Origin of the sequence: Pseudomonas marginalis (genome assembly GCF_900105325.1) — a bacterium.
GTDB lineage: Bacteria > Pseudomonadota > Gammaproteobacteria > Pseudomonadales > Pseudomonadaceae > Aquipseudomonas > Aquipseudomonas marginalis.
This window is the reverse complement of sequence record NZ_FNSU01000003.1, coordinates 1,914,906-1,938,214: the sequence shown is the minus strand read 5'-3', so window position 1 is coordinate 1,938,214 and position 23,309 is coordinate 1,914,906. Positions and strand designations below refer to the sequence as shown.

Annotated in this window: 24 protein-coding genes; 13 read left to right on the top strand and 11 right to left on the bottom strand. The window is 61.6% G+C overall.

The genetic code is table 11. The annotated features are described in order from the left end of the window. The first annotated feature begins 10 nt into the window (after positions 1 to 10). A complete protein-coding gene (gene cysS, locus BLW22_RS18055) occupies positions 11 to 1,393 on the top strand; it encodes a cysteine--tRNA ligase (RefSeq protein ID WP_074847192.1) in 1,383 nt (460 codons plus the stop codon). 410 nt (positions 1,394 to 1,803) lie between these two features. Here cysS and BLW22_RS18050 read toward each other — a convergent pair whose 3' ends face one another. The 4 genes from BLW22_RS18050 to BLW22_RS18035 all read right to left on the bottom strand — a co-directional run bounded on the left by BLW22_RS18050 (position 1,804) and on the right by BLW22_RS18035 (position 4,338). After that, a complete protein-coding gene (locus BLW22_RS18050; protein ID WP_074847191.1) occupies positions 1,804 to 2,517 on the bottom strand; it encodes a DUF4225 domain-containing protein in 714 nt (237 codons plus the stop codon). Then, the gene (locus tag BLW22_RS18045; protein WP_074847190.1) at positions 2,514 to 2,999 is read right to left on the bottom strand and encodes an Hcp family type VI secretion system effector; all 486 of its coding nucleotides are present in this window, start codon (positions 2,997 to 2,999) and stop codon (positions 2,514 to 2,516) included. Before BLW22_RS18045 ends, BLW22_RS18050 begins: the two co-directional genes overlap by 4 nt. Positions 3,000 to 3,193: 194 nt before the next feature. After that, a complete protein-coding gene (locus BLW22_RS18040; RefSeq protein ID WP_074847189.1) occupies positions 3,194 to 3,529 on the bottom strand; it encodes a DUF6124 family protein in 336 nt (111 codons plus the stop codon). Positions 3,530 to 3,642: 113 nt separating this feature from the next. Beyond that, positions 3,643 to 4,338, bottom strand: a complete 696-nt coding sequence (locus BLW22_RS18035; RefSeq protein ID WP_074847188.1) for a Type 1 glutamine amidotransferase-like domain-containing protein — start codon at positions 4,336 to 4,338, stop codon at positions 3,643 to 3,645. Between the two features lie 141 nt (positions 4,339 to 4,479). Here BLW22_RS18035 and BLW22_RS18030 point away from each other — a divergent pair, with 141 nt between their 5' ends. Beyond that, a complete protein-coding gene (locus BLW22_RS18030; RefSeq protein ID WP_074847187.1) occupies positions 4,480 to 4,938 on the top strand; it encodes an HIT family protein in 459 nt (152 codons plus the stop codon). A gap of 140 nt (positions 4,939 to 5,078) precedes the next feature. Here the strand turns inward: BLW22_RS18030 and BLW22_RS18025 are convergent, their stop codons facing one another. The 7 genes from BLW22_RS18025 to BLW22_RS17995 all read right to left on the bottom strand — a co-directional run bounded on the left by BLW22_RS18025 (position 5,079) and on the right by BLW22_RS17995 (position 12,172). Further along, positions 5,079 to 5,417 carry a Na+/H+ antiporter subunit G gene (locus BLW22_RS18025; RefSeq protein WP_074847186.1) on the bottom strand — a complete coding sequence of 113 codons (339 nt, stop codon included), beginning with the start codon at positions 5,415 to 5,417 and terminating at the stop codon, positions 5,079 to 5,081. Beyond that, positions 5,414 to 5,692: a K+/H+ antiporter subunit F gene (locus BLW22_RS18020; protein WP_005789171.1), complete on the bottom strand. Its 279-nt coding sequence runs from the start codon at positions 5,690 to 5,692 to the stop codon at positions 5,414 to 5,416. Before BLW22_RS18020 ends, BLW22_RS18025 begins: the two co-directional genes overlap by 4 nt. Next, entirely contained in the window at positions 5,689 to 6,177 is a 489-nt protein-coding gene (locus BLW22_RS18015) for a Na+/H+ antiporter subunit E (protein ID WP_074847185.1), read from the bottom strand. Before BLW22_RS18015 ends, BLW22_RS18020 begins: the two co-directional genes overlap by 4 nt. After that, complete coding sequence (locus tag BLW22_RS18010) at positions 6,174 to 7,856, bottom strand: monovalent cation/H+ antiporter subunit D (protein WP_074847184.1); 1,683 nt, start codon at positions 7,854 to 7,856, stop codon at positions 6,174 to 6,176. The genes BLW22_RS18015 and BLW22_RS18010 overlap by 4 nt, the downstream gene beginning before the upstream one ends. Further along, positions 7,853 to 8,197, bottom strand: a complete 345-nt coding sequence (locus BLW22_RS18005) for a Na+/H+ antiporter subunit C (RefSeq protein ID WP_003192163.1) — start codon at positions 8,195 to 8,197, stop codon at positions 7,853 to 7,855. The genes BLW22_RS18010 and BLW22_RS18005 overlap by 4 nt, the downstream gene beginning before the upstream one ends. Then, entirely contained in the window at positions 8,197 to 11,118 is a 2,922-nt protein-coding gene (locus BLW22_RS18000) for a monovalent cation/H+ antiporter subunit A (protein ID WP_074847183.1), read from the bottom strand. Before BLW22_RS18000 ends, BLW22_RS18005 begins: the two co-directional genes overlap by 1 nt. A gap of 124 nt (positions 11,119 to 11,242) precedes the next feature. After that, the gene (locus tag BLW22_RS17995; protein WP_074847182.1) at positions 11,243 to 12,172 is read right to left on the bottom strand and encodes a DMT family transporter; all 930 of its coding nucleotides are present in this window, start codon (positions 12,170 to 12,172) and stop codon (positions 11,243 to 11,245) included. 92 nt (positions 12,173 to 12,264) lie between these two features. Here BLW22_RS17995 and BLW22_RS17990 point away from each other — a divergent pair, with 92 nt between their 5' ends. From BLW22_RS17990 to BLW22_RS17940, 11 genes are all read left to right on the top strand, one after another. Next, positions 12,265 to 12,828 (top strand): helix-turn-helix domain-containing protein, encoded by a 564-nt coding sequence (locus BLW22_RS17990; RefSeq protein ID WP_027606295.1) that lies wholly within the window; start codon positions 12,265 to 12,267, stop codon positions 12,826 to 12,828. Positions 12,829 to 12,982: 154 nt separating this feature from the next. Next, a complete protein-coding gene (locus BLW22_RS17985) occupies positions 12,983 to 14,179 on the top strand; it encodes an SfnB family sulfur acquisition oxidoreductase (RefSeq protein WP_027606296.1) in 1,197 nt (398 codons plus the stop codon). Between the two features lie 11 nt (positions 14,180 to 14,190). Then, on the top strand, positions 14,191 to 14,517 hold the full coding sequence (locus BLW22_RS17980) for an acyl-CoA dehydrogenase (protein WP_065927040.1): 327 nt from the start codon (positions 14,191 to 14,193) through the stop codon (positions 14,515 to 14,517). Next, positions 14,517 to 15,908 carry an LLM class flavin-dependent oxidoreductase gene (locus BLW22_RS17975; RefSeq protein WP_065927041.1) on the top strand — a complete coding sequence of 464 codons (1,392 nt, stop codon included), beginning with the start codon at positions 14,517 to 14,519 and terminating at the stop codon, positions 15,906 to 15,908. The genes BLW22_RS17980 and BLW22_RS17975 overlap by 1 nt, the downstream gene beginning before the upstream one ends. A gap of 257 nt (positions 15,909 to 16,165) precedes the next feature. Beyond that, positions 16,166 to 17,014, top strand: coding sequence for an AMP-binding protein (locus BLW22_RS17970; RefSeq protein ID WP_074847181.1), 849 nt, complete (start codon positions 16,166 to 16,168; stop codon positions 17,012 to 17,014). After that, entirely contained in the window at positions 17,011 to 17,781 is a 771-nt protein-coding gene (locus BLW22_RS17965) for an ABC transporter ATP-binding protein (RefSeq protein ID WP_065927043.1), read from the top strand. Before BLW22_RS17970 ends, BLW22_RS17965 begins: the two co-directional genes overlap by 4 nt. Then, complete coding sequence (locus BLW22_RS17960; RefSeq protein WP_027606301.1) at positions 17,781 to 18,662, top strand: branched-chain amino acid ABC transporter permease; 882 nt, start codon at positions 17,781 to 17,783, stop codon at positions 18,660 to 18,662. The genes BLW22_RS17965 and BLW22_RS17960 overlap by 1 nt, the downstream gene beginning before the upstream one ends. Positions 18,663 to 18,666: 4 nt before the next feature. After that, a complete protein-coding gene (locus BLW22_RS17955; protein WP_065948365.1) occupies positions 18,667 to 19,716 on the top strand; it encodes a branched-chain amino acid ABC transporter permease in 1,050 nt (349 codons plus the stop codon). A gap of 18 nt (positions 19,717 to 19,734) precedes the next feature. Further along, complete coding sequence (locus BLW22_RS17950; protein WP_065940088.1) at positions 19,735 to 21,075, top strand: ABC transporter substrate-binding protein; 1,341 nt, start codon at positions 19,735 to 19,737, stop codon at positions 21,073 to 21,075. 3 nt (positions 21,076 to 21,078) lie between these two features. After that, positions 21,079 to 21,846, top strand: a complete 768-nt coding sequence (locus BLW22_RS17945; RefSeq protein WP_065927046.1) for an ABC transporter ATP-binding protein — start codon at positions 21,079 to 21,081, stop codon at positions 21,844 to 21,846. A 12-nt stretch (positions 21,847 to 21,858) separates the two neighbouring features. Next, entirely contained in the window at positions 21,859 to 23,259 is a 1,401-nt protein-coding gene (locus BLW22_RS17940) for an FAD/NAD(P)-binding protein (protein ID WP_074847180.1), read from the top strand. The last annotated feature ends 50 nt before the right edge of the window (positions 23,260 to 23,309 follow it).

The window sequence follows — 23,309 nt, the reverse complement described above, 5'->3', positions numbered from 1 at the left end:
GGGAAACATCGTGCTAACGATCTACAACACGCTCAGCAAGACCAAAGAAGTCTTCAAGCCGCTGGATGGCAACAAGGTGCGCATGTACGTGTGCGGCATGACCGTGTACGACTACTGCCACATCGGCCACGGCCGCAGCATGGTTGCCTTCGACCTGGTGACCCGCTGGTTGCGTTTCAGCGGCTATGACTTGACGTACGTGCGCAACATCACCGACATCGACGACAAGATCATCAACCGTGCCAACGAAAACGGCGAGTCGTTCGACGCGCTGACCGAGCGCATGATCGCCGCCATGCACGAGGACGAGGCGCGCCTCAACATCCTCAAGCCGGACATGGAACCGCGTGCCACGGACCACATCCCCGGCATGCACGCCATGATCCAGACCTTGATCGACAAGGGTTACGCCTACGCTCCTGGCAACGGTGACGTGTACTACCGCGTCGCCAAGTTCATGGGCTATGGCAAGCTGTCGCGCAAGAAAATCGAAGACCTGCGCATCGGCGCGCGCATCGAAGTCGACGAAGCCAAGCAGGATCCGCTCGACTTCGTGCTGTGGAAAGGCACCAAGCCCGGCGAGCCGAGCTGGGAATCGCCATGGGGCGCCGGGCGTCCGGGCTGGCACATCGAATGCTCGGTGATGTCCACCTGCTGCCTGGGCGAGACCTTCGACATTCATGGCGGCGGCAGCGACCTCGAGTTCCCGCACCACGAAAACGAAATCGCCCAGAGCGAAGCCGCCACCGGCAAGACCTACGCCAACGCCTGGATGCACTGCGGCATGATCCGCATCAATGGCGAGAAGATGTCCAAGTCCTTGAACAACTTCTTCACCATCCGCGACGTGCTGGAAAAGTACCACCCGGAAGTGGTGCGTTACCTGCTGGTGTCCAGCCACTACCGCAGCGCCATCAACTACTCCGAAGACAACCTCAAGGACGCCAAGGGCGCCCTGGAGCGGTTCTACCACGCGTTGAAAGGCCTGCCATCCGTGGCGCCGGCCGGCGGCGAAGCCTTCGTGGCACGCTTCACCGAAGTCATGAACGACGACTTCGGCACACCGGAAGCCTGTGCGGTGCTGTTCGAGATGGTGCGCGAGATCAACCGTTTGCGCGAGAGCGATCTCGACGCAGCGGCGGGCCTGGCGGCTCGCCTGAAAGAACTGGCCAGTGTGCTGGGCGTGCTGCAGATGGAAGCCGACGAGTTCCTGCAGGCCGGCGCCGAAGGGCGTGTGGATGCGGCGCAGGTGGATGCGCTGATCCAGGCGCGTCTGGCGGCTCGGGCTGGTAAAGACTGGGCGGAGTCTGACCGTATCCGTGACCAACTGACCGCGATGGGTGTGGTGTTGGAAGATGGGAAAGGTGGGACTACTTGGCGGTTGGCTGACTGACGGTTGGTTGCTGTACGTTGAATAAAAAAACGCCCCGACTGGTTCGGGGCGTTTTTTGTAGTATGGAGATTAGTATGCGTCAAACTAGCTGGATTTATAGCGCTCTCATCAAAACCACCATCTGATTTCCCATCTAACAGGTAGAGCCCCCGCGTGAGCGGGTATACAGAAAAAAGCAATCCATCCAATGAAGGGGTAGTTTGATATAAGATCTGGGTTGTATCCGAGTAAGGGAAAGTTGTTTTTTTCGATCATGCTTAAGTATGTGATCGAAAAAAAGCCATTAAATATTAAATATAGTAGAAATTTTGCAAGAAAATACTCGGTTCCAGAGAAGCGTATTTTTAGTGTGTATGCGCAAAGAATTCCCCATGTGGCAAATAGCGGGAAAGTCAAAACGAACCAGAGTGTCAATGTTTTTCCTCGTCGTACATCTGCTTTATCGTTTGAAAATCTGTATAGACTTCGATTCCCATCGTAGTTGGGGTCATTGTTTTGTACGCTCGGATGTAATCGGTTGGGAGGTATCTAAATAGGCGCCAAGCATCAGGTTTAAGTACGTGTCTCGCAGCACTGTAGACGGATAAGCCAATATCAGCTGCACCGTAGGCCATATTGGCTGCTCGTTCATCATGACCCATAGCGAATGCGGCCGACTGATATGCAGCACGAACCGGGCCGACCGCATCTGATTGTCCCGTCACTAGATTACGCCCACCCTCATATACGTTATTTGCACCATGTGCGATCAGCGGCACCCCCGCAATGAGACAGAGCGTGCCAACTGATGCGTAGCAAATTCCAGCTCCTGTGGCCATTTGCAGCGCGCCTGCTACAACTCCAATACCTTTACGCCCAATCTCCATTGACTGGTTCAGCAGGCTTTGTTGTTCGGTTTTTATCTCCACGAGCCCCTGCGCAACCGTCTTTTTTCCCTGCTCCACATCGTTAACAATACTGCGAGCGTAATAGGCCACTTCCCGATTGAATATCGAACGATTAACGCCATCCTGTAGATGTCGGGCACTTATTGCGCACGCATGATTGGTCAGTTTTGCAGCGGCTTGGCTGACTCCCCCCAAGTCATAGAAAGTAGGCGTTTGATTTTTGTTCTTTGAGTTCATCGCCCGGTTTCCCATGAGCCATAGCCGCTGGTCCCCGCGATGTGATGTGTCCAGATAATTTCCCGATAACAAATCGACAGATGTTCTTGTGCGTCTACATCATTCAGGAGTACGGAATGGGGAACGTCGACGGTCAGGCTGGCAATGATGCAGCCCCTTATATCGACGGTGTAGTATTTTTCGTGCCGACCAAACTGTGAAATTCGATAGAAGTTGATGACGCAGTTCAGTTCTTCTCTGTTGGATAACGCCACGGCCAGCAAGGGCGAGGATTTATCAATGCTTTTTGTGATGACCACAGGGCCGTGAGTGGAAGCACTGACGTTGCCGGTGTTGAGCATATTGTGGTTGAAGGACATCACCATGATTTCATCCCTGTGCCCCTCCTGACATTTGTTGCCAATAGAGTCTTGAGTTGAGCAGCCAGCCGAGATCAGGCCTTGAGATTTTCCGTTAATGGACATGTAACCGTGGTTAGCCATGGAAGTTGGTATCCTGATTTATTCACCATAAACATACGGAAAAATGTAAATAGGAAATATCGGATGTTTCGCCTTTTATCGTGCGAGCGGGATGTAGGATTATTCGGTTTTGTGCGAGAAGAAAAACGCCCCGTTATGCAGGGGCGTTTTGCTGTGGTTGTGTGAGCGAAGGTAATGACGGCATTCGTCGCCTACTATTTTTCAATTCCCGCGCAATGCTCATTCAGTGCTTCATTCACCAGAAGCTGGATAGTTTCCACCATTCGGCAAATCCCTAGTGCCACGCTGCGTGGTGTGCCATCAATCTCAAAGGCTAAATGACTAGCCAATGCCTGAACTGACGCAAGGTCCTCCGAAGCATTGACCAGTAGTGTCTCGGCATCCAGTCCTTTACGTACAGTAAAAAGACCTAGCCCGTCATCAGGTGGCCCAGGCGTTGAAGACGGATTCAAATGATGGTTAATCGCTTGATCAGCACAAGCGTGAAGCGAAGATGAATCCAGCGGCGGATTCGAATTGTCTTTAATCATGGCGAAGCTCCCAGAGTATTGGAGTCACCTAGAGTCTAATCGGGCTGCGAAACCCGGTCGCTGAATTTGCAGCGACCACCTAAGATTAGAAAGCCATTTTCCGAGCGACAACACTAAATCTTTGTAGGAAGTTTCTCTACGACCAATATCGAGGTGTTGCTGACCTCATAAGCGCTACCAGCTGCGTCGTTATGGACAGTCGCATGGTATTCACCGTTCTTGAAATGCAGGGCAACGCCGTCATCCAGCGCGTAGGCGGGGTGTATGTTTTTAAGTCGAACCAGTTCAACAAACGAAGATTCTCTCCCCACCTCTGAACTGAAGTGCGGGCACAGCGCGCCAGGGAGAAAACCCAGCCCGTCGATCAGCGCATATACGCCTCCTGAGTCGGAATGCCCGTGGTCGAACCAGCAGATGGCGCCGGCACTGACGCCGCAAAGCGCTTTGCCGTGTTCCTGGGCTTGCTTCAAAAGGGCGGTCACGTCAAATTCACGCCAGATGGCCAGCAAGGCTCGGGTGTTGCCGCCGGCCACATAGATGATGTCAGCCTGCTCAAACAGCGCGGCAACATGACCCGGGGCTGGAAAAGGCGGAATGAAAAACGTCAATGGCACAACGGTGCAGCCGGCGCTTTGGTATTTGAGCGTGAAGTCGGCAATCTTCGTACGGTCATCGCCATTGGCGGTGGAGATATAGAGCACCGTGGGCTGGGTTTTGCCCGACGAAGCGACGATATATTCGTCGATGCCGGTCATGCGTGTCATGTCTTCGCTGGACTCGCCGCCGATGACAATAATGTTTTTATCCATGGTGAACTCCTGTCTCAGCACAGCGGGCATACCCAGGTCTTAGGACATTTCCCAAAATGCCCGTAGGGTTTGACGCTCATTCCATCCTAGCTTTAGATGATTGCCACGACCAAACCCAAGACGAAACTGGCGGTAATTCAAATGGATTGTATTTTCTGCAGCATTGTCCGCAAAACTTCCCCCGCCCACATCCTGTGGGAAGACGACCACCACATGGCGTTCCTCTCGATCTTCCCCAACACCCCAGGCTTCAGCGTGGTCATCCCCAAACAGCATTACGGCAGTTATGCGTTTGCGCAGTCGGATGAGGTGCTGGCTGGTCTGATGGTCGCGACCAAGAAAACCGCTTTGCTGATCGACCGGGCGTTTCCCGATGTGGCCCGCACGGGGATGATGCTGGAAGGGTATGGGGTGGATCACTTGCATGCGAAGTTGTTTCCCATGCATGGGACGGGGCAGGACAGTGCGTTCAAGCCGTTGAGTTCGAAGGTGGATAAGTTTTTCGAAGCTTATGAAGGCTATATCTCTTCCCATGACCATGTGCGGGCGGATGATGCCGAATTGGCTGAGCTGGCAGAGCGAATCCGATCTTTCGTCTAGCACAAATCCAAATGTGGGAGGGGCGGTGCGACGATTCGACTTGCTCCCGATTGCAGTGGATCAGTCGGCTCATCTGTAGCTGACCCACCGCAATCGGGAGCAAGCCCCCTCCCACATATTGACTGTGTACGGTCTGTCACTCAGCGGCGGCTGCTGACCTCGGCGGGTACGTCGTCACCGGCCATGCGCTTGCGGAACAGCGCGGTGCGGGCCAGCAGCAACGTGGTCACCGGCACCGTGATCGCCAGCAGGATCGGTATCAACCACCCGTGCAGCACCGGCCCGGACTTGAGCACCGAAAAGTAAACAATCGACGCCAACGCCACGCACCACGCGCCCAGAGTCGAAGCCAATGCCGGCGGATGCATGCGCTGGAAGAAGTCCTTCATGCGCAGCAAGCCAATCGCGCCAATCAGCGCAAACACGCTGCTGAGCACCAGCAGCACCGCCACTATCACTTCCATCCACAGCGGCATCATTCAATCACCTCTCCGCGCAGCAGGAATTTGGCCAGGGCAAACGAGCCGACGAAGCCGAACAACGCGATCAGCAGCGCCGCTTCGAAGTAGGTATCGCTGGCATAACGAATACCCAGCACCAGCATCATCAGCATGGCGAGGATGTACAGGTAGTCCAGCGCCAGTACCCGGTCCTGGGCCGAGGGACCTTTGAACAGGCGGATCAGGGTCAGCACCATGGCCAGGGAGAACAGGAACAGGCTGAACAGGATCGCATTGGAGAGCAGGGCGCTCATTCGAAGATCTCCATCAGGGGCCGTTCGTAGGCGCTTTTGAAATGTTCGATGAAGGACGCTTCGTCCTCCAGATCGAATACATGCAACAACAGGACGCTGCGGTCCAGGGCCAGTTCCGACCAGATGGTACCGGGCACGACGGTGGTGATCATCGACAGCGCCGCCAGGCCGTTGGCATCGCGCAGGTCCAGGGGGATTCTGATAAAGCGCGAGCGCGGTGGTCGCGAGCCGCACGTCAGCACGCCCCACGCCACTTGCAGGTTGGAGACGACCACGTCGCGGCCTACCAACAGGAACAGGCGCAGGATCACACCGGGGCGGTGCAGTCTGATCGGTTGCGGACGCAGCGGCGCCATCATCAGCGGTGCAAGAAACCCCAGCAGCGCGCCCAACAGCAGGTTGCCGGGGCTGACGGACAGGTTCAGCACCAGCCACAGTATCCACAAGGCCAACGATAACCACGGGGCCGGGAACAGGCGTCTCATGGCTGTACCTCCAGTGCGGCGGTCTTGGCTTCAGGGCTCGGCACCGGGCGCGTGGCCATGACGGCCATCACGTAGGTTTCCGGGTTGTTCAGGCTCCGGGCAGTGGCCAGGGTGTACTGCATCAGCGGTTCGGCCTTGAAGGTCAGCGCAATGCTCAGGCCCAGCAGCAGGAAGATCGGCAGGCACTCGTAACGGCGCAGCAGCGGCGATGGGCGCTCTTCCGGGGTCCAGAAACGCTGGATACCCAGGCGCGCGAAAGCGATCAGTGAAGCCAGGCCGGACAGGATCAGTAAAGCCACCAGGCCCCAGGCCGCCGGACGAACAGGTTCATCCACACTGACGCCCAGGCCCAGAGGATTGACCAGCGCACTCAACAAACTCAGCTTGCCGATAAACCCGGACAGCGGCGGCATGCCGATGATCAGCAGGGCGCAGGCGACAAAGCTCAAGCCGAGGAAGGCCATGGTCCAGGGAATCACCTGGCCGACCACGGCTTTCTGCTCGTCATCCAGGTTCACGCCAGGACGCGGATGCAGGGATTCCATGGCCTTGGGCAGTGCATCGATTTCTTCATCCAGCGGCAGGTCGTTGGCCGAGCGCGAACGCTCGATCAATTCGGCCAGCAGGAACAGCGCACTCAACGCCAGGGTGGAGCTGACCAGATAGAACAGCGCTCCGGCGGTCAGGCTTGGCTGGGCGAAGCCAACGGCCGACAGCAGGATGCCGGCCGAGACCAGGATGCTCAAGCTGGCCATGCGCTCGAGCCGCTGCGCCGCCACCATCGCCAGCGCCGCGCAGATGATCGTGGCCATGCCGCCGTACACCAGCCAGTCGCCGCCAAACAACGCCGACGCGCCGGCCTGGCCGGAGAACAACAGGGTCCACAGGCGCAGCACGGTGTACACGCCGACCTTGGTCATGATCGCGAACATCGCTGCCACCGGCGCACTGGCCGAGGAGTAGGCGGGGGCCAGCCAGAAGTTCAGCGGCCACATGCCGGCCTTGGCCAGGAATGCGGTGGCGAGGATCGCCGCACCGGCATGCAGCAGGCCACGATCCGCCTCGGGGACCAGCGGGATTTTCAGCGCCAGGTCAGCGAAGTTCAGCGTGCCGGTCACCCCGTAGATCATCGCCGCGCCAATCAGGAACAGCGACGACGCCAACAGGTTGATCGCGATGTAATGCAGCCCCGACGACACCCGCGCCCGGCCCGAGCCGTGCAGCATCAAGCCGTAGGACGCCGCCAGCAGCACCTCGAAGAACACGAACAGGTTGAACAGGTCCGCCGTGAGGAACGCGCCGTACAGGCCCATCATCTGGATCTGGAACAGCGCATGGAAGCTGGTGCCGGCGCGGTCCCAACGGGCCATGGCGAACAGCAGCGCGCTCACGCCGATGATCCCGGTGAGCACCAGCATCAACGCCGAGAGCTGGTCGACCACCAGCACGATGCCGAACGGCACCTGCCAGTTGCCCGGCAGGTAGACGCCAATCGAGCCGGGGCCGCCTTTTTGCGTCCAGTACAACAGCAGGATCGCGATGCCCAGGCCAATAACGCTGGAGAACAGATTGATCCTGGCCTTCAGCGGACGGCGTTTTTCGCCGAGCATCAGCATCAGCGCGGCGGTGAGCAACGGCAGCAAAATGGGGGCGACGATCAGTTGGTTGACCCAATTCATTCCTTGGGCTCCCGGCCGTCCACATGGTCAGTGCCGGTCAGGCCCCGTGACGCCAGCAGCACCACCAGGAACAACGCAGTCATGGCGAAGCTGATCACGATGGCCGTGAGCACCAGGGCCTGGGGCAGGGGATCGGTGTAATTGAGCAGGTCCTGGGGCACGCCGTCCTTGATGATCGGCTCCTTGCCGATAAACAGGCTGCCCATGCTGAAAATGAACAGGTTGACCCCGTACGACAACAGGCACAGGCCCATCACCACCTGGAACGTCCGTGGCCGCAGGATCAACCAGACGCCGGAGGCCGCCAGGACCCCAATGGCAATTGCGATGACTTCTTCCATCAGGCGGCTCCTTCGGTGGCGGCGACTACTTTGGCCTGGTTGCTCGGTTTATGCGCGCGCACCGACTGGTGGCCGAGGGCGGTGAGCATCAACAGCGTCGAGCCGACGACCATGGCGTATACGCCCACATCGAAGAACAACGCGCTGGCAACATGAATATCGCCCAGCAGCGGCAGGCTGAAATGCCAGGTATGGGTGGTGAGGAACGGGTAGCCGACAAACAACGCGCCGATCCCGGTCAGCGTCGCCGAGAACAGGCCGAAGCCCATCCAGCGCATCGGCCGCAGGCTCATCTGCGCCTCGACCCACTGGGTGCCGGCAACCATGTATTGCAGGATAAACGCCACCGACATCACCAGGCCGGCGACAAACCCGCCGCCCGGTTGGTTGTGGCCGCGCATGAACAGGTAGAACGACACCACCAGCGCAATCGGCAGCAGCAGGCGCACCAGCACCGCCGGCACCATCATGAAGCCCAGGGCGGTGTCGCTGGCCTGGCGCGGGTTGACCAGGTCGGTGGCCACGTCCGGCGCCAGTTGACGCTGCTGTGGCGGCAGCTCCATGCTTTCCTTGGACGGGCGGAAACGACGCAGCAGGGCGTACACCGTCAGCGCCACGGCGCCGAGCACGGTGATTTCGCCGAGGGTATCAAAGCCCCGGAAGTCCACGAGCATCACGTTCACCACATTGCTGCCACCGCCCTCGGGCAGGGCGCGGCTCAAGTAGAACGAGGAAATATCGTTGGGCGTCTGGCGCGTCAGCATCGCATAGGACAGCAGCGCCATGCCGCCGCCTACCACGGTGGAGAGCAGGAAGTCGCGCAGACGACGGATGCGCGCCTTGCGCAGCGAACTGGGCAGTGGCGAGACTTCTTCGATCCGCCGTGGCAGCCAGCGCAGGCCGAGCAGGATCAGTACGGTGGTGACCACTTCCACCACCAGCTGGGTCAGCGCCAGGTCCGGCGCCGAGAACCACACGAAGGTGACGCAGGTCATCAGGCCGCACACGCTGACCATGGTCAGGGCCGCGAGCCGGTGGTACTTGGCTTGCCAGGCGGCGCCGAGGGCACAGGCAATCGCCAGCAGCCACAGGGTGACGAACACGATGGAGCCCGGGATCTTCGGGCGGTCGCCCCAGCTGAGGCCGCTGTTGATCATCGGGATCATGGCGCCGATCACCGCGACGATCACCAACAGGAACAATTGGGTCTGCAGGCGCTTGGTGCTGATGCGTTTCTCGATCCTGCGCACGCCGCGCATCATCACCACCAGGCTGCGCTCGAAGCCGCGCTTGCCGTTGAAGTAGCTGATGACCGGCGGGTACTTGAAACGGCCGCGCTTCAGTTGTTTGCGTAGCAGCAGGTAGAGCACCACGCCACCGGACATGGCCACCAGGCTCATGATCATCGGTGCATTCCAGCCATGCCAGATCGCCAGGCTGTATTCCGGCAGCACGCCGCCGACCACCGGCAGCGCCGCGGCGGCGAGGATCGAACCGACCACCTGGGCCGGGAAGATGCCCACCAGCAGGCAGGTGAATACCAGCAGCTCAACCGGGGCGCGCATCCAGCGCGGGGGTTCGTGAGGTGTGTGGGGCAGGTCGGTGGCGGGCGGGCCGAAGAACACATCCACGGTAAAGCGCAGGGCGTAGGCCACGCTGAACGTGCCGGCGATGGTCGCGATCATGGGCAGGGCGATTTCCACCCATTGGGTCGACGAGATAAACACGGTTTCAGCGAAGAACATCTCTTTGGACAGGAAACCATTGAGCAATGGCACGCCGGCCATGGATGCACTGGCCACCATCGCCAGGGTCGCGGTAAACGGGATCAGGCGCACCAGGCCACTGAGCTTGCGGATGTCCCGCGTGCCGCTTTCGTGATCGATGATGCCTGCCGCCATGAACAGCGAGGCCTTGAAGGTGGCGTGGTTGAGGATATGGAACACCGCGGCGACGGCGGCCAGCGGGCTGTTGAGGCCCAGCAGCAGGGTGATCAGCCCGAGGTGGCTGATGGTGGAATAGGCTAAAAGGCCTTTGAGATCATTCTGGAACATGGCGCAGTAAGCGCCGAGGAGGAGGGTCAGGGCGCCGGCACCGCCGACGATCCAGAACCATTCTTCGCTGCCGGACAGCGACGGCCACAGGCGGGCCAGCAGGAACACGCCGGCCTTCACCATCGTCGCCGAGTGCAGATAGGCAGACACCGGGGTCGGTGCGGCCATGGCGTGGGGCAGCCAGAAGTGGAACGGGAACTGCGCGCTTTTGCTCAGGGCGCCGATCAGCACCAGCGCGAGCATCACCGGGTACAGCGAATGCGCGCGGATCTGCTCGCCGGCGGCCAGCACCTGGTCCAGCTCATAGCTGCCGACGATATGCCCCAGCAGCATCACGCCCGCCAGCAGGCACAGGCCGCCCGCGCCGGTGACCATCAAGGCCATGTACGCACCACGACGCGCATCGGCGCGGTGGTGCCAGTAGCCGATCAACAGGAACGAGAACAGGCTGGTCAGTTCCCAGAAGAACACGATCTGGATCAGGTTGCCGGAAATCACCAGCCCGAGCATGGCGCCCATGAAGGCCAGGAAAAACGCGAAGAAACGCGGCACCGGATCGTCCGGCGACATGTAGTAGCGCGCATACAGCGACACCAGCGCGCCGATGCCGAGCACCAGCATCGAGAACAGCCAGGCGAATCCATCCATGCGCAGCACGAAGTTCAGCCCAAGGCTGGGCAACCACATGAATTCTTCGCGGATCACGCCACCGTGGGCGATCTGGGGGTAGAGCAGGGCGACTTGAACGGTTCCGACCAGAGCCACAAGGCCAGCCAGCAGGGATTCGGTGTTACGTGCATTGTGCGGCAGCAAGGCCGCCAGACAGCTGCCGATAAAAGGCAGAAGCAGTAGAACTATCAGGGACATAGGCTTCTAATCTGCGGGAGTTTGGGATGCATCATACGTGCCGCTTTGTCGATCACCAAACGGCAACATGTGGCAGGATCCTACAAAGTAGGTCGAAAACTCCCGTTTGGCATTGTTTCGGACCCTAGCCCTGTTGCTCCTGTTCCCGCTCATCCTGCAAATCGATGGCCTTTTGCCCTTTTGTCTTGATCTCACTCACAATCACCGCCACCACAATCAACGCCGCCCCCAGCATGGCAATCGGCGGGAACCGCTCGCCGGCGATCCGCCCGACTACCCCGGCCCACACCGGCTCACCGGCATAGATCAACGTGGCCCGTGTCGGCGAAACGCTTTGCTGCGCCCAATTCATGGCGACCTGGATCACCGCACTGGTCAGGCCCAGGCCCACGGCGCTGAACAATAGCAGCCAGGAGAACCCCGGCAGTGCCTCGCCCATCGGCACCACCATCAAAAACGACAGCAGCGACGCCGTCGCCAGTTGCACCACCGTCACCCGGCGTACGTCCACTTGCCCGGCGAACGCACTGATCAAAATGATTTCCGCCGCTATCGCCACGGCACCGATCAGGGTGGCGATTTCCCCGGGGCTGAAATTCAGCGAAGCCCCGGCGGGACCGGTCAACAACATCAACCCGGCAAACGCCAGCATGATGCCGATGCTTGGCATCAACCCCGGGCGCCGGCCCAGCACCAGCCATTGCAGCAGCGGCACGAACGGCACATACAGCGCGGTGATGAACGCCGATTGGCTGCTCAGGATCGTCTGCAGGCCAATGGTCTGCAAGCCGTAGCCGAACATGATCGCTACGCCGATGAACACGCCCGCCTTCAGCTCGAACAACGTCAGGTCGCGCAGTGTACGCAAGGAAAAGAACCCGACCACAATCGCCGCCGCTGCAAAGCGCAGGCCCACGAAAAACATCGGTCCGCTGACAGTCATGGCATGCTGCACCAGCAAAAACGTGCCGCCCCAAATCATGGTGATAAACACCAGGATGCACTCGGCTTTGCTGAAACGGTGGAAACGCGAGGGGGAGTTCGGCGTGGTCATGGCGGCTCGGTCTTGCAAGGGAAAGGCACGGACCGCACAATGCGCCGCACGCTGGGCAGTATACTGCGCACACCCACCCATTGAGCAATATAGTGCACAAAGAAAATCCACAACGGGCCTCGGTCCTGCAGCACGTCAGCCAGAACGTTCGTCGCCTGCGCCACGCCGCCGACCTGAGCCAGACTGCGCTCTCGGAAAAGTCCGGGGTCAGCCGGCGCATGCTGGTGGCCATCGAGGCCGGGGAAAAGAACGTCAGCCTGTCCACCCTCGACCGTGTGGCCGAAGCGTTGGATGTGGCGTTCAGCGACCTGATCCAGGCACCGGATGTGCGCGATCACAGCCGCATCAACGAACTGGCCTGGGCGGGGGAAATCGACGGCAGCAAGGCGGTGTTGCTGGCCAAGGCCACGGCGCGGCGCGAGGTCGAGTTATGGGAGTGGCGCCTTGAACCGGGCGATCGTTATTGCCCGGACCCCGACCTGGAGGGGTGGAGCGAGCAACTGTTCGTCTTCGAGGGCAGCCTGACGTTGGTGGTCGGCGAGCAGGAAAATACCATCGGCGCCGGCGAATTCTTCATGTTCGCCAGCCACCAGCCCCATGCCTATCGCAATGACGGCCAGGTCGCCGTGCGCTTTGTGCGCAATGTGGTGATCTAACTGTTTGCCAGCCAACAGTGGATGCACACTTTGCTGGTTTGAAACAGCGGTTGTACGCCTGTTTACGCGGCAACCGCCTGATTTTACTGACGATTAAATTCAGGCACGACTCCTGCAAACACTCCAGTATCCCCTCGGAGCCTGGAGTCGGCCCATGTCTGCCCACCCTCAACAACCTGCCCATATCATCCGCTCGGACGCGGAGGCCATCGAGGTCGCCAAACGCCTGGCCGAGCGCTTTGCCGTCGACGCCAGCGCGCGTGACCGTGAGCGGCGCCTGCCGGTGGCCGAACTGGACGAGTTTTCCGCCAGCGGCCTGTGGGGCATCACCGTTCCCAAGGCCTATGGCGGCGCCGGGGTGTCCTATGTGACGGTGGCCGAGGTGATCAAGTTGATCTCCGCCGCCGACCCGTCATTGGGCCAAATCCCGCAGAACCACCTGGGCGTGGTGGACATCCTGCTGCAAACCGCCACCGAGGAACAAAAGCGCCACTACTTTGGCAAAGTCCTGGCGGGTTATCGCTTTGGTAACGCCTTCTCCGAGGCCAAGAGCAAAAACGCCGGCACCTTCGATACCCAGATTCGCTTCCACGGCGACACCGCGCAAATCAACGGCGAGAAGTTCTACTGCACCGGCGCGCTGTTCGCCCACATCGTGCCCACCGTGGGTAATAACGAAAAGGGTCAGGCCTTCATCGGCCTCGTCGAGCGCGATGCGCCAGGCCTGACCGTCATCGACAACTGGGACGGCTTCGGCCAGCGCACCACCGCCAGCGGCGGCGTGACCCTCGACGGTGTGAGCGTGCCCTTGAGCGCGGTGATTCCCGCCCACCTGGCGTTTGACCAACCCACGGCCGATGGGCCGATTTCGCAAATTATCCAGGCGGCGGTCGACACCGGCATTGCCCTCGGCGCCCTTGAACAGGCAAAAATCTTTGCGCGGCAGGCCCGTCCGTGGATCGACAGCCAGCAGGATCACGGTTGGCAGGACCCGTTCACCATCGCCGCCATCGGCGACCTGGAGTGGCGTGTGCACGGCACCGAAGCGATCCTCGCCAAGGCCGGCCTGGCCGTCGACCGCGCCCTCGCCGAACCGAATGAAGACACCGTCGCCCAGGCTTCACTGGTGGTCGCCCAGGCCAAGGTCCTGTCGGCCGAAACTGCCTTGCTCGCCAGCAGCAAACTCTTCGAACTGGCCGGCACCCGCTCGGTCACCGCCAAGCACAACCTCGACCGCTTCTGGCGCAACGCGCGGACCCACACCCTGCACGACCCGGCCCGCTGGAAATACCACCTGATCGGCAATTTCGTGCTCAACGGCGTCAAGCCTGCGCGCCACGCCTGGAACTGAGGACCTGACCCATGACCGCCCTGACCCTCGCACGCCAACTGCTGGACAGCACCCGTCGCCACGTCGAAAAAAGCGACGACCCCTACGTGATCAGCCGCTTCGGCGATTGGCAGATTCGCGTGGATGTAGCGGCCGCCTTGCTTGAACGCGCCGAAACCGATCCAAGCCCGGTCGCCGTCACCGAAGCGCAGATCGCCGCCGCTGAAGCCTTGCTCTTTGCCAGCAACACCGAATTCGAACTGACCGGCCAACGCACCGCGCTGCCACCGACCCTGGATGATCCGTTGCGCTGGAAATACCAGGTCGTCGGCAACTACCACCTCAACGGAGTGCTGTGATGTCCCGTGAAATCCGCTTGAACGCCTTCGACATGAACTGCGTCGGCCACCAATCGCCGGGCCTGTGGGCGCATCCGCGCGATCGCTCGTGGCAGTACAAGGACCTTGAATACTGGACCGACCTGGCGAAGATCCTTGAACGCGGCAAGTTCGACGGCCTGTTTATCGCCGACGTGCTGGGCATCTACGACGTGTACAACGGCAATGGCGACGCGGCGATTCGCCAGGCGACCCAGGTGCCGGTCAACGATCCGTTGTCGCTGATCGCACCGATGGCGCTGGTCACCGAGCACCTGGGTTTTGGCCTGACCGCGTCGCTGTCGTTCGAACACCCGTATCCGTTTGCACGCAGGCTGTCGACCCTCGACCACCTGACCAAGGGCCGCATCGGCTGGAACATCGTCACCTCCTACCTGGAAAGCGGCGCCAAGAACCTTGGCCAGAAAGCCCAGACCGAACACGACGCCCGCTACGACTATGCCGAGGAATACCTGGAGGTCTGCTACAAACTCTGGGAAGGCAGTTGGGAAGAGGGCGCGGTACTGCGCGACCGCGAACGTCGGATCTTCAGCGACCCGAGCAAGATCCACGAGATTCGCCACGTCGGCAAACACTTCCAGGTGCCCGGCATCCACCTGTGCGAACCCTCGCCGCAGCGCACGCCGGTGCTGTACCAGGCCGGTGCTTCCAGCCGTGGCAAGCAGTTCGCCGCCGAGCAGGCCGAATGCGTGTTCGTTGCCGCGCCGTCCAAGGTGCTGCTGAAAAAGACCGTCGCCGACATCCGCCGCCGTGCGGCCGAAGCCGGGCGCGACCCGAAGAAAATCCTGATTTTCAACTTGCAGACCGTGATCGTCGACGAGACCGACGCCAAGGCCAAGGCCAAGTTTGACGAATACAAATCCTATGCCAGTTATGAAGGTGCGATGGCGCTGATCTCCGGCTGGACCGGGATCGATTTCAGCCAGTTCAAGCCGGATGAACCGCTCAAGCATGTGCACACCAATGCGATTCAATCGGCGGTGGAAGCTTTCTCCACGGCGGACCCGAACAAGGTCTGGACCCCCAGCGAGCTGGCCGATTGGGTCGGTATCGGCGGCTTTGGCCCGCTGTTCGTCGGCGGCCCGGAGACCGTGTCGGACCTGTTGCAGGAGTGGGTCGAAGAGACCGACGTGGACGGATTCAACCTCGCCTATGCGCTGACCCATGAAACCTTTGTCGACGCCGTCGAATGGCTGGTGCCGGAGTTGCAGAAGCGCGGCGTGTACAAGACCGAATACGCCCAGGGCACATTGCGCGAGAAGTTGTTTGGCGACGGTGCAAGGTTGGGTGCGAACCACCCGGGCGCTGGCTATCGAAACCTTGCTGAGTCCCGCAAAGCAAATGTTGCGTAGCAACTGCGCAGCCTTGGCGAGGCTGCGAATGCCAATCCCCATCGCGGCCTCATCCCGTAGCAGCTGCCGAGCGCAAGCGAGGCTGCGTCGGCCGCGACTCGGGCTCGAATCGGCAGCGCGCCTGACGCAGCCTCGCTTGCGCTCGGCAGCTGCTACGGACTTGCGTGGTGCTCGGTATCTACTTACGGGAAATTGAGTTTGATTTATTTCAGCCAGCGGACCACCGCACGCATACCCCCCAATAGGAGCAACCCCCTATGAGCGTGCACGAACCAACGGCCCTCCTGGAACACCTGCGCCACTGGGCGCAACTCACGCCGTTGCACATCGCCCTGCACCACAAGCGCCAGGGCCAGTGGTACGCCTGGCGCTGGATCGACACCTTGCGCGATGTCGAACGCCTGGCCGATGGTTTGCGCCAGCAAGGTTTCAATCAACAGTCACGCTTGGTGCTCAGCGGCGCCTTTGAGCCGAACCTGCTGTTGCTGGCGTTGGCGGCCCAGTCCGTCGGCGCACAGGTACTGACGCTGGCCGATAACCTCGAGCCGCAGGCCTTGGAGCAACAGCTGTGGCGTATTCATCCCAGCCATGCCTACGTTCAAGGTCGCCAGCGCGATTGGACCTTCACCCAGCGGTTGGATTTCGCCCAACTGCTCGGCCCCGTCGACCCGGCGCAACACCTGCAGCGCTGGTGGCAGCCCGCCGGTGAAACCGCGTTGTGGAGCGAGGAGGGCACCCACTGGCAAGGCGGCCTGGCGGTGGTGCTGGAGCAGTGGCTGAGCAGTGGCCACGGCCTGGCCTTCCCGGAAAGCCTGGCCTCGGCGCGACGTGATCGCAGCGAAGTCGCGCCCACCGGCCTGCTGCTGTCACCCGCCCGTTTGCTGCACCTGGCCGACGAGATCGAAAGCCGCCTGCCACCCCACGGCACCTGGCGTCGACGCCTGTGCGACTGGGCCATTGCCCACCCACACAGCGGCCTGCGCCGCCTGCTGAAAAACCGCGTGCGCACACTGTTGGGCTTCCAGCGCCTGGCCTATATCTGGCAGCCCCTCAAATCCAATGCCGAGCCGACGTGGCTTGCCGAATTCAAACGGGAGCGTGCATGAGCCAAGCCATTCTCCAGGTGCGGGACATCTCGCTATCGTTCAAGGGTGTCAAGGCGATCAATGGGTTGTCGTTCGAGGTGGCGCGCGGGGAAATCTGCGCGTTGATCGGGCCCAACGGTGCCGGCAAAAGTTCATTGCTCAACGTCCTCAACGGCGTGTATCGCTTCGATGCCGGCGAGATCGTGTTCGAGGCGCAGCATTTCCAGCGTATCGACCCGCTGGGCGCCGCGCGTCGAGGCATTGGCCGTACCTTCCAGAACAACGCCCTGTTCAAGAAAATGAGTGTGCTCGACAACATCCTCACCGGCCTGTCGCGGCATATGCACACCAGCCTTATCGAACAGGCCCTCGGCTTGCCCCGCGCACGCCGTGAAGCCGACGCCTTCCGCCTGCGCGCCCAGGGCATCCTCGAGTTCCTGGAGCTGCAAGCCTACCGCGATGTGCTGGTGGGCAACCTGTCCTATGGCCTGCAAAAGCGTGTGGAACTGGGCCGTGCATTGATCGCCGGGCCGAGCCTGTTGCTGCTGGACGAACCCATGGCCGGCATGAACGCCGAGGAAAAACAGGAAATGGCGCGCTTTGTCGCCGACGTGAACCGCGACCTCGGTACCACCGTGGTGTTGATCGAGCATGACATGGGCGTGGTCATGGGGCTGTCCGACCATGTTGTGGTGCTCGACTACGGGCGCAAGGTCGGCGACGGCACCCCTGCCGAGGTGCAGGCCAATCCCGAGGTGATCGCGGCCTACCTGGGAGTGACGCACTGATGACGTTCTTCTTCGAAACCCTGCTCGGCGGCCTGCTCGCCGGCACCATGTATTCCCTGGTCGCCATCGGCTTCGTGCTGATCTACAAGGCCAGCGGCGTGTTCAATTTTGCCCAGGGCTCGATGCTGCTGTTTGCCGCGCTGACCTTCGTCAGCCTGCACGACCAGGGCGTGCCGTTTGCCCTGGCGTTGCTGTTGACGGTGATCGTGATGATTGTCGGCGCCTTGCTCATCGAGCGCCTGGTGCTGCGGCCGTTGGTGAACCGCTCGCAGATCACGCTGTTCATGGCGACGCTGGGCCTGTCGTTCATTATCGAAGGCCTGGCCCAGGGCGTGATGGGCTCGCAGGTGCGCGCTCTGGACCTGGGCATCGACGATGTACCGCTGTTCGTCGGGCCGCTGATGCTCAGCCAGTTCGACCTGATCGCCGCGGCCGTGGCCGTGGTGCTGGTGACGGTGCTGGCGCTGCTGTTCAACAAGACCCGTATCGGCGTGTCGCTGCGCGCGGTGGCGGATGACACCACGGCGGCGCTGTCCATCGGCATCAACCTCAACCGCATCTGGCAGATCGTCTGGGCGGTGGCCGGCATCGTCGGGCTGGTGGCGGGGTTGTTGTGGGGGGCGCGCCAGGGCGTGCAGTTTTCGCTGTCGCTGGTGGTGCTCAAGGCCTTGCCGGTGTTGATCATCGGCGGCTTCACCTCGATTGGCGGGGCAATTGTCGGCGGGCTGATTGTCGGTGCGGCGGAAAACCTCGCCGAGGTGTATATCGGCCCGCTGATCGGTGGCGGCATCACACCGTGGTTCGCCTATGTCCTGGCGTTGTCCTTCCTGTATATCCGTCCCGCCGGCCTGTTCGGCGAGCGCGCCATCGAGCGAGTCTGAAAGCATGTCGATCCCTGTTGCTGAACACACTGCACCGTTGCTGCTGGTCCAGCGGCGCGTGCCCTGGAGCCTGCTCGGCCTGCTGGCACTGGCGTTTATCGTGGTGCCGCTGTGGGGCAATGACTATTGGCTCAACGCGATCCTGATCCCGTTCCTGGTGCTGTCACTGGCCGGGCTGGGCCTGAATTTACTCACCGGCTATACCGGGCAAACCTCGGTCGGTGCCGCCGGGTTCATGGCCGTCGGTGCCTTCGCCACCTATGGGTTTTTACTGCGCCTGCCGGAGCTGGGCCTGCCGGTGGCGCTGCTCGGCGGTGGGATCATCAGCGCGCTGGTCGGGCTGCTGTTTGGCTTGCCCAGTTCGCGGATCAAAGGCTTCTACCTGATGGTCACCACCTTGGCCGCGCAGTTTTTCCTGGAGTGGCTGTTCGTCAAATTCCCCTGGTTCTACAACTACGGTTCGTCCGGAACCATTTCGGCGCCGAAGCTGGCGTTGTTCGGCCATGACCTCAACACGCCGCTGGGCCGCTACTGGCTGACCCTGGTCACGGTGCTGTTGTTGACCTGGGCCGCGGTCAACCTGGTGCGCAGCCAGGTGGGCCGCAACTGGATGGCGATCCGCGACATGGACACTGCCGCCGCCGTGGTCGGCATCCCGGTGGTGCGCTACAAGCGCCTGGCGTTTGCGGTCAGTTCGTTCTACCTCGGCATCGCCGGCGCGTTGTGGGCGTTTGCCTACCTGGGCACGGCCAGCGCCAGCAGCTTCGACATCAACCGCTCATTCCAGATCCTGTTCATCATCATTATCGGCGGCATGGGCAGCATTGCCGGCAACTTCGTCGGCGCGGCATTCATCAGTTTGCTGCCGATCTTCCTCAGCCATGCCGGGCAGGCGTTGTTCGGTGGTGCGGTGGATGCCGGGCAGTTGCAGAACCTGCAGAAAATCATTTTTGGCGTGTTGATCATCGTGTTCCTGATCAAGGAGCCCGAGGGCTTGATTCGCCTGTTGCACAACCTTCGCGATCGGCTGCGTCAGTGGCCCCTACGTTTCTGACTGAATAAGAGAATCCCTATGCGTGCATCCTTGAAACGTTCCCTGGCCGGCGCCGCCTTCGCGCTGGCTGCCCTGGCCGGTGCCGTGCCCCAGGCGGTAGCCTCGGCCGACCAGCAGTTCTTTCCCCTGGCCACCTACCGGGTGGGTGCCTACGCCTCCAGCGGCGTGCAGGTGTGGGCCGGGATGATCGACTACCTGCGCTATATCAACGAGGTCGAAGGCGGCATCAATGGCGTGAAGCTGGTGTGGCAGGAATGCGAGACCGAGTGGACGGCGGAGAAGGGCATCGAGTGCTACGAGCGCTTCAAGAACGGCCTGGATGGCGCGCCGGTCGCGGTGTACCAGCCCAACGGTGCACCGGCGGCCTATGCGCTCAGTGAAAGGGCTGAGGTGGACAAGATCCCGCTGATCACCCTCGGCTACGGTCGCACCGAAGCCACCGACGGCACGGTGTTCCCGTACAACTTCCCGGTGATGCTGACGTTCTACAGCGAGGCGTCGACCCTGGTAAACTACATCGCCCAGCGCGAAGGCGGCTTCGACAAACTCAAGGGCAAGAAGATCGCCACGGTCTACCACGACTCGGCCTACGGTCGCGAAACCCTTGGCCCGCTGAAATTGCTGGCGGAAAAATACGGTTTTGAAAACATCCAGATTCCGGTGGCCGACCCGGGCAATGAGCAGTCTGCGCAATGGCGCCAGGTACGCCAGGCCAACCCGGATTGGGTGTTCCTGCGCACCTGGGGCGTGTCCACCCCGGTGGCGGTGAAAACCGCCGCGCGCTTCGGCTTTCCGGTGGACCATATCATCGGCGATATATGGGCCAGTTCCAGCGAAGACGTATTGCCCGCAGGCGCCGCCGCCAAGGGCTACCTGGCACTCACGCCTTACCCGGCAGGTGCGGATTTCGAGATCCACAAGCGCCTCAAGCAATACATCCTCGACAAGGGCCACAGCGACCTCAAGGACCTGAAAAACTTCGGCAGCGTCTACTACAACTCCGGCCTGGTGAACGCCGCCGTCGCCGTGGAAGCGATCCGCACCGGCCAGGCCAGGTTCGGCAAGCGTCCGCTCAATGGCGAAGAAGGCCGCTGGGGCCTGGAACACCTGAATATCGATGACGCGCGCTTGAAGGACATGGGCTACCTGGGCCTGATGCAGAACCTCAAGCTGTCGTGCCGCGACCACGAAGGCGGCGGCTCGGCGCGCGTGCAGCAATGGGACGGCGCCCACTGGACGCTGATCAGCGACTGGATCGCCGCCGACCGCGCCCTGTTGCGCCCGCTGATCGATGAAAAATCTGCGGCCTTCGCCAAGGAAAAAGGCCTGACGCCACGCACCTGCACCGGGGATGAATAAATCATGAGCCAGCTCGCCAGCGAAGCCATGCGCCCGTCGTTGTTGACGGTCAACGATATTGAAGTGATCTACGACGGCGCGATCCTCGCCGTGGCCGGGGTGTCGCTGAGCGTGCCCAAGGGCGCCATCGTCGCCTTGCTCGGGGCCAATGGCGCCGGCAAGAGCACCACCCTCAAGGCGATCTCCGGGCTGGTGCGTGCCGAGCGCGCTGAAGTCAGCCGGGGCGTGATCGAATATGCGGGCGTCGACCTGGCCGGCGTCGACCCCAGCCAGCGCGTGCGCCAAGGCATGGTGCATGTGCTGGAAGGCCGCCATGTCTTCGGCCAGCTCAGCGTCGAAGACAACCTGCGCAGCGGCGGCTTTGTGCGGCGCCTGAGCCGCAAGGCCATGGAGCAGGATCTGGAGCGCATCTACGCCTGGTTCCCGCGGCTCAAGACCAAGCGCCACACCCGTGCGGGCCTGACGTCCGGCGGCGAGCAACAGATGGTCGCCATCGGCCGCGCGTTGATGACCCGTCCTACTTTGGTACTGCTCGACGAGCCGTCCATGGGTTTGGCGCCTATGATCGTGCAGGAGATCTTCGAGATCATCGCGCAGCTCAACCGCGAGCAGCAGGTGAGCTTCCTGATCGCCGAGCAGAATATCAACGTCGCGCTTAACTATGCGTCCCAGGGCTACGTGCTGGATACTGGGCGCGTGGCCTTGAGTGGCAGCGCCGCCGAGCTGTTGGCGCGGGGCGATTTGCACGACATTTATCTGGGTAAACAGTAAAGGCGAATGTGCATGACTGAATCCCTCCGCAACGCTGATGTGCTGATCATCGGCGGCGGCCTGAGCGGCACCATGCTGGCGGTGCAACTGCTGCGTCGGCCTGGGCAGCGCCGGATCCTGGTGATCGAACCGCGCGCCGAACTCGGCCGTGGCGAGGCCTACAGCGCCGTCGAACTGGGCCACACCTTGAACGGCAACGCGGCGCGCATGAGCGTCGACCCGGACAACGCCGACGACCTGACCCAATGGCTCACCGACTACATCGGCGCCGGCGGTTGGCCCGAGTCGGACCAGCAGCACGTGCCCATCAGCGAACTGTTCCCGCCACGCGGGATTTTTGGCCTGTATGCACAGCAACGGCTGGCTGAAGCCAAGGCGTTGTCGGCGTCCACCGTCGAGCATATCCGCGCCGAAGTCGTCGACCTGCAGGTCGGCGACGATTCAGTGGTGCTGACCCTCGACAACGGCCAGCAACTGCACGGCGCCCAGGCGGTGTTGGCCACCGGCATGTTCCCGGCGGCACGCACGCCGCAGACCCAGTCCAGCGGCTTGAACGCCGCCGCCGTGGACCCCTGGGACGTGCAGGCCATGACCCGGATCGACCCGCAGGCGCCGGTGCTGATCATCGGCTCCGGGTTGACCATGGTGGACGCCGTGGTGTCCCTGGAACAGGCCGGGCACCGTGGGCCCATCGAGGTGTTTTCACGCCACGGGTTGTTGCCCCATGTGCGCCGGCAGCCGCCGGGCTGGGACGATTTCCTCGCCGCCGACCACGCCTTGTGCAGCCCGCGACAACTGCTGCGCGAGGTGCGGCGTCAATGCCGCCTGGCACTGGCGCAGGGCATCGATTGGCAGGCGCCACTGGACACCGTGCGCGCCCATATCGGCCGGCTGTGGAGCCAGGCCAGCGAAGGCCAGAAACGTCAGTTCGTGCGGCATGTGCGGCCCTGGTGGGAAAGCCATCACCACCGCTCGCCGCCGTTGAGTGCCCAGTTGGTGGCCCGGCTGCATGAGCAAGGGCGGTTGCGCATTCGCGCGGCGTCGTTCAAGGGGCTGGAGCCTTCGGGCGAGGGCGTGACCATTCGCTTGCGTTACCGTGGCGAGCAGGTGATCAGCCAAGTGTCGGGGGCGGCGCTGATCAACTCCAGCGGTATCGAATACGACTGGCGCCGCGTGGCCCGGCCGCTGCCGCAGCAGTTGCTCAAGCGCGGGCTGATCACGCCCGGGCCGTTGGCGTTGGGGATTGCGGCGGACACGTCCGGCGCCGTGCTGGATGCCCAGGGCGAGGTCAGCGCGCGATTGTTCGCCATGGGCCCGCCGTTGCGGGGGATGTGGTGGGAGAGCACGGCGGTGACGGATGTGGCGCTTCAGGCCAAGGCATTGGCATTGGCATTGAAGTTGGCGCATTTCTAAATGTGGGAGGGGGCAAGCCCCAATGCCAGTCAGTTAAGGCTTTTTGTAGG

Bases quoted from the DNA above. Each gene is read 5' to 3' on its own strand.
- BLW22_RS18050 (WP_074847191.1), bottom strand. From the start codon at position 2,517: ATGAACTCAAAGAACAAAAATCAAACGCCTACTTTCTATGACTTGGGG.
- BLW22_RS18040 (WP_074847189.1), bottom strand. From the start codon at position 3,529: ATGATTAAAGACAATTCGAATCCGCCGCTGGATTCATCTTCGCTTCAC.
- BLW22_RS17980 (WP_065927040.1), top strand. From the start codon at position 14,191: ATGACCGCCCTGACCCTCGCACGCCAACTGCTGGACAGCACCCGTCGC.
- BLW22_RS17985 (WP_027606296.1), top strand. From the start codon at position 12,983: ATGTCTGCCCACCCTCAACAACCTGCCCATATCATCCGCTCGGACGCG.
- BLW22_RS17940 (WP_074847180.1), top strand. From the start codon at position 21,859: ATGACTGAATCCCTCCGCAACGCTGATGTGCTGATCATCGGCGGCGGC.
- BLW22_RS18030 (WP_074847187.1), top strand. From the start codon at position 4,480: ATGGATTGTATTTTCTGCAGCATTGTCCGCAAAACTTCCCCCGCCCAC.
- BLW22_RS17995 (WP_074847182.1), bottom strand. From the start codon at position 12,172: ATGACCACGCCGAACTCCCCCTCGCGTTTCCACCGTTTCAGCAAAGCC.
- BLW22_RS18015 (WP_074847185.1), bottom strand. From the start codon at position 6,177: ATGAGACGCCTGTTCCCGGCCCCGTGGTTATCGTTGGCCTTGTGGATA.
- BLW22_RS17960 (WP_027606301.1), top strand. From the start codon at position 17,781: ATGACGTTCTTCTTCGAAACCCTGCTCGGCGGCCTGCTCGCCGGCACC.
- BLW22_RS17975 (WP_065927041.1), top strand. From the start codon at position 14,517: ATGTCCCGTGAAATCCGCTTGAACGCCTTCGACATGAACTGCGTCGGC.
- BLW22_RS17950 (WP_065940088.1), top strand. From the start codon at position 19,735: ATGCGTGCATCCTTGAAACGTTCCCTGGCCGGCGCCGCCTTCGCGCTG.
- BLW22_RS18020 (WP_005789171.1), bottom strand. From the start codon at position 5,692: ATGAGCGCCCTGCTCTCCAATGCGATCCTGTTCAGCCTGTTCCTGTTC.
- BLW22_RS17965 (WP_065927043.1), top strand. From the start codon at position 17,011: ATGAGCCAAGCCATTCTCCAGGTGCGGGACATCTCGCTATCGTTCAAG.
- BLW22_RS17945 (WP_065927046.1), top strand. From the start codon at position 21,079: ATGAGCCAGCTCGCCAGCGAAGCCATGCGCCCGTCGTTGTTGACGGTC.
- BLW22_RS18005 (WP_003192163.1), bottom strand. From the start codon at position 8,197: ATGGAAGAAGTCATCGCAATTGCCATTGGGGTCCTGGCGGCCTCCGGC.
- BLW22_RS17970 (WP_074847181.1), top strand. From the start codon at position 16,166: ATGAGCGTGCACGAACCAACGGCCCTCCTGGAACACCTGCGCCACTGG.
- BLW22_RS18000 (WP_074847183.1), bottom strand. From the start codon at position 11,118: ATGTCCCTGATAGTTCTACTGCTTCTGCCTTTTATCGGCAGCTGTCTG.
- BLW22_RS18025 (WP_074847186.1), bottom strand. From the start codon at position 5,417: ATGATGCCGCTGTGGATGGAAGTGATAGTGGCGGTGCTGCTGGTGCTC.
- BLW22_RS17955 (WP_065948365.1), top strand. From the start codon at position 18,667: ATGTCGATCCCTGTTGCTGAACACACTGCACCGTTGCTGCTGGTCCAG.
- BLW22_RS18010 (WP_074847184.1), bottom strand. From the start codon at position 7,856: ATGAATTGGGTCAACCAACTGATCGTCGCCCCCATTTTGCTGCCGTTG.
- BLW22_RS18045 (WP_074847190.1), bottom strand. From the start codon at position 2,999: ATGGCTAACCACGGTTACATGTCCATTAACGGAAAATCTCAAGGCCTG.
- BLW22_RS18035 (WP_074847188.1), bottom strand. From the start codon at position 4,338: ATGGATAAAAACATTATTGTCATCGGCGGCGAGTCCAGCGAAGACATG.